Below are 7,969 nucleotides of genomic sequence, written 5' to 3' on the forward strand. Positions count from 1 at the left end.
GGACGCTCTGCGTCCAGTGACGCGGAGCGTCACGGGCTGCATTCCCACGCGGAGCGTGGGAACGATCAACAGATCAGCGTTTCACCGTGAGATCAACCTGAGTCATCCGGCTACGCACGGTAAACACGCCATCGCCGGAAAGAATGGCACTGCGCGCAAACAGGCGCCCGCTCTCCCAATTCGAAAGGCCCAGTTCCGGCTTGTTCAACGCGTACTGGCCATCGACCCAACGGGTGATGCCGTTGCCTACGAACGGCGCATTCACCGCGTTGTAGAAACGTTCCTGAACCGCCGCATCCGCGCTGATCAACGACACGGTGAATTGCGGGCTGTAACGGTTGAAGAGCGCAATCGCCTGATCCAGATCGTCAACAATCATCAGGCTGACTTCCGGGGTTTCTTCCCATTCCCACTCGCGGCCCAGCTCCGACTCGGGCAAAGACTCGGCCAGCGCTTCGGTCTGGTAACCCTCGGCGCGATAAACCTCGACCGTTGCGTTTTGCCATTCGCTTGGCAGGCAACTTTCACTGCCCGCGACGATGTGCAATTTGCAGCCTTGGCCGCGCGCAGTACCGGCGTCTTTCAAGGCATCGAGGAACAGCGGCACCAGCTCATCGGCGCGTTCGCGCTGAATCAGGCAGACGTTCAGGGTGTTGCAGACCTTGCGGTCCAGCGAGTTGCGCACCACTGCCGCGAAGCGAGTGGCGTCGGCGTCACGGTCGGCGATCAGCCACGCGCCGCCGGTGCCGTGCAGGCTGACGGCAGTGCCGGCCTGCTGGGCGATGCTGCCCAACTGACTGACCGCACGGCCCGAGCCGCGCGCCACCGCCAGCGACAGACGCCGGTCGGCGAACATCGCCCAACCGGCGGCGTGATTGACGCTTTCAACCAACGACACCGCGCCAACCGGCAAGCCGGCTTCGGCCAGTGCCGGGTACAAGGCGTGAGTGACGATGGCTTGCGCAGTGCCCAACGCATCGCTGCCGATGCGCAGCACAGCCGTATTACCGGTGCGCAACACCCCGGCGGCGTCGGCAAATACGTTGGGTCGGCCTTCGAAGACAAAGGCGACAATGCCCAGCGGCGAGACCACTTGCTCAACCTTCCAGCCATCGTGCTCGACACTGCTGATCACTTTGCCCCGGGTCGGTGGCGCATCACGCCAGGCGCGCAGCCCGGCGATCATGTCGCGGCGCATGCGTTCATCAGCGAGCAAGCGTGTGGTCGAGCGGCCGCGTGCCTTGGCTCGCTCCATGTCGGCGCGGTTGGCGGCTTCGATCTGCGTCCAGCATTCAGGGTTTTCCAGGCGCTGAGCGAATAGATCGAAGAACCGGCTGATGGCTTCATCGGAGACCGCCGACAACGCTGTGAATGCCGCAGCCGCACGCTCGATTGCCACCGAGGCGGCCTGTTGATCGGCCACGGGGATCAGCAACAACTCGCCACTGACCTGCTCGACCAGCAGATGGTCACCGGGCTGAAACCGCGCGGCCAGTTCGGGGCTGACCACGGTGACGCGGTTACCGGCGAAAGGGATCGGCGTGCCAGCGACTAGACGTTCGAGCGCAAGAGACATGAAGCGGATTCACCATGCAGAGGGCGGCCGGAAAATGTATAGAACACGATCCTGCAAAGCAACACTGCACCCGGGGGGAGCGAGCCTGCTCGCGAAAGCGGCCAGTCAGACGACATCGATGCTGAATGTACCGGCCTCTTCGCGAGCAGGCTCGCTCCCACACTGGAAATCGTGGTGTGTCTTCAGAACACCGACCAGCCAATCCGCGAGCTCAGCAACTCCAGCGCCGCCATCCCCGCCAGCGAGTTGCCGGCGGTATTCAGCTCCGGCGACCACACGCACACACTGAACTGCCCCGGCACCACCGCAACGATGCCGCCGCCGACGCCGCTCTTGCCCGGCAGGCCGACGCGATAAGCGAAGTTGCCCGCCTCGTCATACAGACCGCTGGTGGCCATGATCGAATTGACCTGCTGGGTCTGGCGGCGCGTCAGGATCTGCTCGCCGCTGTGCTTGCAGAACCCGTCATTGGCCAGAAAGCAGAACGCCCGGGCCAGATCGATGCAGTTCATGCGCAGCGCGCAGTGGCTGAAATAGCTGCGCAACACCGCTTCGACATCGTTGTGAAAGTTGCCGAAAGACTGCATCAAATACGCCATCGCCGCATTGCGCGCGCGGTGCTGGTATTCGGAGTCGGCGACCTTGCCGTCGATCATGATCTGCGGGTTGCCCGACAGGCGTCGGACGAAGTCGCGCATCGACAATGTCGGCGCAGCGAAGCGCGACTGGTTGATGTCGCAGATCACCAGCGCCCCGGCATTGATGAACGGGTTACGCGGGCGGCCGCGCTCGAATTCCAGTTGCACCAGCGAGTTGAACGGCTGGCCAGAAGGCTCGTGGCCAAGCCGTTCCCAGATCGCTTCGCCGGAGTGATCGATGGCCTGCACCAGGCTGAACACCTTGGAAATACTCTGCACCGAGAACGGCGTTTCAGCGTCGCCGGCGCAATACATTTCGCCGTCGTTACTGTACACGGCGATGCCCAACTGGTTGGCCGGCACCGTGCCGAGGGCGGGAATATAGTCAGCAACTTTGCCCTGCCCGATAAGGGGCCGGACCGCGTCAAGGATCTCGTTCAACAGCGCTTGCATGCCGGGTTCCGAAAGTCTCGCCCCATGGGATCGCGGGGACACTGGGGCTAGACGCTGCGCCCGCCGGTCGCATCACACCGGCAAGCATCAGGCAGAATGTTCTAGGCTGAAGCGGACCATTAGACACCGGAGAGCACCATGCACCTCGAAGGCTCCTGCCATTGCGGCGAAGTCACGTTCAGCCTCGACAGCGCCCATCCTTATCCCTATCAACGCTGCTATTGCTCGATCTGCCGCAAGACCCAGGGCGGCGGCGGTTATGCGATCAACCTTGGCGGCGACGCGACCACTCTCAAGGTTCGCGGACGCAAAAACATCAGCATCTATCACGCGAAGATGAAAGCTGAAGGCGATAAACGCGCCCATCGCAGCAGCGCCGAGCGCCACTTCTGCTCACTGTGCGGCAGCGGCCTGTGGCTGTTCAGCCCGGAGTGGCCAGAGCTGATTCATCCATTCGCCTCGGCGATCGATACGCCGCTGCCGGTGCCGCCGGAACGCACACATCTGATGCTAGGTTCGAAAGCGCCGTGGGTTGAAGTCGAGGCGAAGCCGAAGGATCAGCAGTTTGATGTATATCCCGAAGAATCGATTGCCCAGTGGCATGAGCGACTCGGTGTAACTCGCTGAACACCCGCCCTTCGCGAGCAGGCTCGCTGCCACATTTGGATTGCGATCACCTGTGGGAGCGAGCCTGCTCGCGAAGGGGCCGGGTCAGGCAATATCAATCAGTCCAGATGCGCCCAAGTCATCCTGAACAGCGCCCCACCCCACACCGAATCGCCAACTTCAACCTGCCCGCCATGGGACTGCGACACCCGCCGCACCAGCGCCAGGCCCAACCCAAAACCACCGGTGCGCCGATCCCGGCTGGCATCCAGTCGGGAAAACGGTTCGAAGATTTTCTCCCGTCCCTCCAGCGGCACGCCCGGGCCGTCATCACTCACCCGCACTTCATAGTCATCGCCATTGCGCAGCAGCGACACCTCGACACGCTGTTCGGCATAGCGAATGGCATTGCGCAAAAGGTTGATCACCGCCCGCGCCATGAAGCGCGGTTCGATGCTTACCGTGTCGACCTGGCAACCGGCGATCGACAACTGCACCCCCACTGCTTCGGCTTCAAGCGCCACACTGCCGACGACGCTGTCGAGCCAATCGGCTGCGTGAATATTTTCCCGTTTGATCACCGTCGCGCCATGCTCCAGGCTGGCGTAGGTCAGCAATTCCGAGACCATCTCCTCCAGCTCACCAAGGTCGGCATACATGTCGGCGATCAGCTCGCGATTCTGGCTCGCGTCCGGTTGCTGCTTGAGCTGATCGAGCTCAAACGAAAGCCGCGCAATCGGTGTGCGCAATTCGTGGGACACCGCGTTGGTCAGTTCGCGCTGGTTGGCGATCAAGCCCTCGATGCGCGCCGCCATCAGATTGAAGTGCTCGGCCAGATCGCGGATGTTCGAGCGCCGCGACAACTGAATGCGCACCGACAGATCGTTGTCGCCGAAACGCTCGGCCGCCAGCCGCAGCTTTTCCAGGTCGCGCCAGTGCGGGCGCACCCAGAAAAACAGAACGATGCCGATCAACACCGCGAGCATCATGTACGCCGCGGTGATGTAGAACGGCATCAGGCTCGGCTCTGGCGGCAGCTTGATGCTGAGCAGCTGCGAGCCGCCATCGATGTTGCTGATGAACTGCGTGTAATCGTCGCGGATCACCAACAGGTTCCGCGCGAGCTCGGCTTTTTCCTGCGGTGTCAGGGCCAGTTGATCGGCCTCGACCAGACCCAGCGACAGACCGTAGTGCGCACGCAATGAATCGAGTTTCTGTTCACGCTCGGCGCCCTGGCGGCCTTGCAGATGATCGACCAACGACCACGCCTGACCACGCACGGCTTCACGGTTGTAATCCTGCGTCTGGCTGTCGAGCAACGCATTGAAGGTGTGCTCGACCGCCTGCAAGGCCAGCACCAGACCCACCGTCATCACCAGAAACAGGCCGAGGAACAAGCGCAGCATCTACAGCTCCCACGCGAACGGATTGAACAGATAGCCCTTGCCCCACACGGTCTTGATGCACACCGGCTCGCGAGGGTTGTCCTTGAGTTTGTTGCGCAATTTGCTGATGTAGACGTCGACGCTACGGTTGAGGCCGTCGAAGGCAATGCCGCGCATGCGATTGAGAATGTCATCGCGGGAAAGAATCTTGCCCGCCGCGCTGGCAAGCAACCAGAGCAATTCGAACTCCATGGTGGTCAGCTCGATCAGCTCACCGGTCAGGCGCACTTCCCGGCAACTGCGGTCGATGTTCAATTGCCCGAACTCAAGGAAACTGACCACGCTGGTGTCCGGCGTCTGCCGCCGTTGCAACGCCCGCAGCCGCGCGAGCAATACCGGCGGTTTGATCGGTTTGATCACGTAATCGTCAGCGCCGGACTCCAGACCGAGAATGTGATCGAGATCGTCTTCCTTGGCCGTGAGGATCACGATCGGCGTGTCCGAAACACTGCGAATTTCCCGGCAGACCTGCAAACCGCTCTGCCCCGGCAACATCAGGTCGAGCACCAGCACTTTCGGCTTGAATTCCAGGAATGCAGCCATGGCCAGATCACCGCGATGCACCGTGCGCACCTCGTAGCCGTGTTGTTCTAGAAAGTGTGCGATCAGTGCGGCGAGACGCTCATCGTCTTCGACCAGCAGAACTTTGCCGAAACCCAGGTTATCCATAACAACCGTTGCCAAGCCAAACGTGGAAGGGCCGATATTATGCTGGCATTCATCGAACAGGCGATGACGGCAGACAGCAAAAACCGGCCACTCGGGCCGGTTTTCGGTGATGTTTCATACTCTTAAGAGTTTTTAACAAATTCAGGCGGGCACACCGCTGTGGAAACGGAATTCCTCGTCCGGCGATTCGATCAGTTCCTGCTCGGCCGCACGGACGCGCTCGATCACCTGCGCGACATCCTTGGCATCACCATACTGATAGGCCAGTTTCAGATAACCCTGAAAATGCCGCGCCTCGCTTTTCAGCAAACCGAAATAGAACTTGCCCAGTTCTTCGTCCAGATGCGGCACCAATGCTTCAAAGCGTTCGCAACTGCGCGCTTCGATGAAAGCGCCAACCACCAGCGTATCCACCAGTTTCACCGGTTCGTGGCTGCGCACCACTTTGCGCAGGCCCGAGGCGTAGCGGCCGGCGTGCAGCTGACGCAACTCGATCTTGCGCCGTTTCATGATGCGCATGACTTGCTCGTGGTGCACCAGTTCTTCCCGGGCCAGGCGCGACATCATGTTGATCAGGTCGACATGGGCGTGGTACTTGGCAATCAGGCTCAGCGCCGTGCTGGCGGCCTTGAACTCGCAGTTCTTGTGATCGATCAGCAGGGTTTCCTGATCGGCCAGTGCCGCCTGGACCCAGGCGTCGGGCGTGCGGCAGCCAAGGAATTCGTGGATTTCGGGAAGGATCATGGGGCTCACGGTAAAAGGTGTTCGAGCGAAGGGCGCCGATTATACCGGCCTGCCCGCAGACCACCAGCGGCGGCTGTTGATATGCATCAAGTCGCAGACGTTCGGGTAGCAACTATAGTTGTGCAACGCCGTGCCTTTTCTTTGCTGGAGACTCCGCTCATGCAAGCCATTCGCAGCATTCTGGTGGTCATCGAACCTGAACATGCAGAAAGCCTGGCGCTCAAGCGCGCCAAGTTGATCGCCGGTGTCACCCAGGCCCATCTGCATCTGCTGGTGTGTGACAAGAAGCATGACCACGCCGGCCTGCTCAGCGTGCTCAAGGCGGCATTGCTCGCCGAAGGCTACAGCGTGACCACCGAACAGGCGTGGAACGAGAGCCTGCACGAAACCATCATCGATGTGCAGCAGGCCGAAGGTTGCGGTCTGGTGATCAAACAGCACTTCCCCGACAGCTCGCTGAAAAAGGCCCTGCTGACCCCGGCCGACTGGAAACTCCTGCGCCACTGCCCTACCCCGGTGCTGCTGGTCAAAACCGCCGGTTCGTGGAAAGACAAAGTGATTCTCGCTGCCGTCGATGTCGGCAATGCTGATGGTGAGCATCGGCATCTGCACAGCACCATCATCGATCACGGTTATGACATCGCCAGTCTGGCCAAAGCGCACCTGCATGTGATCACCGCGCATCCGTCGCCGATGCTCTCGGCGGCGGACCCGACGTTTCAGCTGAAATCGACCATAGAAGCCAAATACCGCGAGCAGTGCCGGGCGTTTCAGGCGGAGTTCGATGTCGATGACGAGCACCTTCACATCGAGGAAGGCCCGGCGGATGTGCTGATCCCGTTCATGGCGCACAAGCTCCAGGCCGCGGTAACGGTGATTGGCACGGTGGCGCGCAGCGGTCTGTCAGGCGCGTTGATCGGCAATACGGCTGAAGCGGTGCTGGATACGCTGGAAAGCGATGTGCTGGTGCTCAAGCCGCAAGAGGTTGAGGATCATCTGGTGGAACTGACGGCAAAACACTGAGGATTGCCATGCCTGACTGGCGCTTTCGCGAGCAGGCTCGCTCCCACATCTGGAATGCATTTCCCTGTGGGAGCGAGCCTGCTCGCGAAGCTTTTGCTGTTCAGGCGCCGAAGGCGTCTTTCAGAAAGCCCGGGGCGATGTAGCGCTGATAATGCGCTTCCGACAGCAGGAAGAATTCCCGATCAATGGCATCGCGCAGTTCCGGCAGGTTCCAGTCGCGGAACTCCGGCAGCAACACCATCCCGTACGCCTCAAGATTAATGATCACCCGCGCCCCCCGGGCAATCAGCTGATAGGCCCAGCAATATTCCGACTGATGCGGTACGAAGCGGATCTTGCGCTGTTCGAGCTGCTCGCGCAGGCGCGCCGGATCGAAGATCTCGACTTTGCTCGCCATCACTTGTGACAGCAACTGCTCCAGACGCAGCCACACCGCACGCTTTTCCTCCTCGTTGTATCCGTTCCAATGGATCACTTCGTGGTGGAAACGCTTGCAACCACGGCACACCAGGTCACCGTAAACGGTGGAGCAGAGGCCGACGCAGGGGGTCTTGATGGTCTGATTGGGCATAAATGGGCAGAACACTGAAACGCGGAACAGGCCGGCATGTTAGCCCTTTGTCGGGCATTGATCACCCCTCAAACAGCAAGGTCTCGCCAGCGTCGCAGGTTTGCTCCGGCCGCGCTAATTGCCACGAAAGTCCAATAGAGCGCGACTTACCTTTAAATTTTTTTTGCCGTAGAATCAGCCAGCCTTTTAAGGCGCCAATGTCCGTTAGAAGCTGTTTTCAAAGCGTCACGAGCACAGTCGTTCC

The 7,969-nt window shown here is 60.7% G+C and carries 8 protein-coding genes; 2 read left to right on the forward strand and 6 right to left on the reverse strand.

Features of this window, described 5'->3' with window-relative positions; genetic code table 11:
- Window positions 1-73 precede the first annotated feature (73 nt).
- On the reverse strand, window positions 74-1,576 hold the full coding sequence (locus D8U71_RS15270) for an aldehyde dehydrogenase family protein (protein WP_130888126.1): 1,503 nt from the start codon (window positions 1,574-1,576) through the stop codon (window positions 74-76).
- Window positions 1,577-1,758: 182 nt separating this feature from the next.
- Window positions 1,759-2,667: a glutaminase B gene (glsB, locus tag D8U71_RS15275; RefSeq protein ID WP_073471184.1), complete on the reverse strand. Its 909-nt coding sequence runs from the start codon at window positions 2,665-2,667 to the stop codon at window positions 1,759-1,761.
- Window positions 2,668-2,805: 138 nt separating this feature from the next.
- On the opposite strand from glsB, the gene D8U71_RS15280 reads away from it, so the two are divergent.
- The gene (locus D8U71_RS15280; protein ID WP_024013270.1) at window positions 2,806-3,294 is read left to right on the forward strand and encodes a GFA family protein; all 489 of its coding nucleotides are present in this window, start codon (window positions 2,806-2,808) and stop codon (window positions 3,292-3,294) included.
- Between the two features lie 98 nt (window positions 3,295-3,392).
- Here the strand turns inward: D8U71_RS15280 and D8U71_RS15285 are convergent, their stop codons facing one another.
- From D8U71_RS15285 to miaE, 3 genes are all read right to left on the reverse strand, one after another.
- Window positions 3,393-4,679 carry an ATP-binding protein gene (locus D8U71_RS15285; protein WP_125926942.1) on the reverse strand — a complete coding sequence of 429 codons (1,287 nt, stop codon included), beginning with the start codon at window positions 4,677-4,679 and terminating at the stop codon, window positions 3,393-3,395.
- A complete protein-coding gene (locus D8U71_RS15290) occupies window positions 4,680-5,387 on the reverse strand; it encodes a winged helix-turn-helix domain-containing protein (protein WP_130888127.1) in 708 nt (235 codons plus the stop codon).
- A 141-nt stretch (window positions 5,388-5,528) separates the two neighbouring features.
- Window positions 5,529-6,131: a tRNA isopentenyl-2-thiomethyl-A-37 hydroxylase MiaE gene (miaE, locus tag D8U71_RS15295; protein WP_016775115.1), complete on the reverse strand. Its 603-nt coding sequence runs from the start codon at window positions 6,129-6,131 to the stop codon at window positions 5,529-5,531.
- Between the two features lie 159 nt (window positions 6,132-6,290).
- Here miaE and D8U71_RS15300 point away from each other — a divergent pair, with 159 nt between their 5' ends.
- Window positions 6,291-7,154, forward strand: coding sequence for a universal stress protein (locus D8U71_RS15300; RefSeq protein ID WP_076562374.1), 864 nt, complete (start codon window positions 6,291-6,293; stop codon window positions 7,152-7,154).
- 100 nt (window positions 7,155-7,254) lie between these two features.
- Here D8U71_RS15300 and D8U71_RS15305 read toward each other — a convergent pair whose 3' ends face one another.
- Window positions 7,255-7,725, reverse strand: coding sequence for a DUF1289 domain-containing protein (locus D8U71_RS15305; RefSeq protein WP_024013275.1), 471 nt, complete (start codon window positions 7,723-7,725; stop codon window positions 7,255-7,257).
- Window positions 7,726-7,969: the final 244 nt, after the last annotated feature.

The sequence above is a fragment of the Pseudomonas sp. Sample_21 genome (assembly GCF_004307525.1).
Taxonomy (GTDB): Bacteria; Pseudomonadota; Gammaproteobacteria; order Pseudomonadales; family Pseudomonadaceae; genus Aquipseudomonas; species Aquipseudomonas atacamensis.

Excerpts from the sequence above, each read along its gene's own strand:
- D8U71_RS15305 (WP_024013275.1), bottom strand. The coding sequence starts at position 7,725 with ATGCCCAATCAGACCATCAAGACCCCCTGCGTCGGCCTCTGCTCCACC.
- miaE (WP_016775115.1), bottom strand. The coding sequence starts at position 6,131 with ATGATCCTTCCCGAAATCCACGAATTCCTTGGCTGCCGCACGCCCGAC.
- D8U71_RS15285 (WP_125926942.1), bottom strand. The coding sequence starts at position 4,679 with ATGCTGCGCTTGTTCCTCGGCCTGTTTCTGGTGATGACGGTGGGTCTG.
- glsB (WP_073471184.1), bottom strand. The coding sequence starts at position 2,667 with ATGCAAGCGCTGTTGAACGAGATCCTTGACGCGGTCCGGCCCCTTATC.
- D8U71_RS15280 (WP_024013270.1), top strand. The coding sequence starts at position 2,806 with ATGCACCTCGAAGGCTCCTGCCATTGCGGCGAAGTCACGTTCAGCCTC.
- D8U71_RS15300 (WP_076562374.1), top strand. The coding sequence starts at position 6,291 with ATGCAAGCCATTCGCAGCATTCTGGTGGTCATCGAACCTGAACATGCA.
- D8U71_RS15270 (WP_130888126.1), bottom strand. The coding sequence starts at position 1,576 with ATGTCTCTTGCGCTCGAACGTCTAGTCGCTGGCACGCCGATCCCTTTC.
- D8U71_RS15290 (WP_130888127.1), bottom strand. The coding sequence starts at position 5,387 with ATGGATAACCTGGGTTTCGGCAAAGTTCTGCTGGTCGAAGACGATGAG.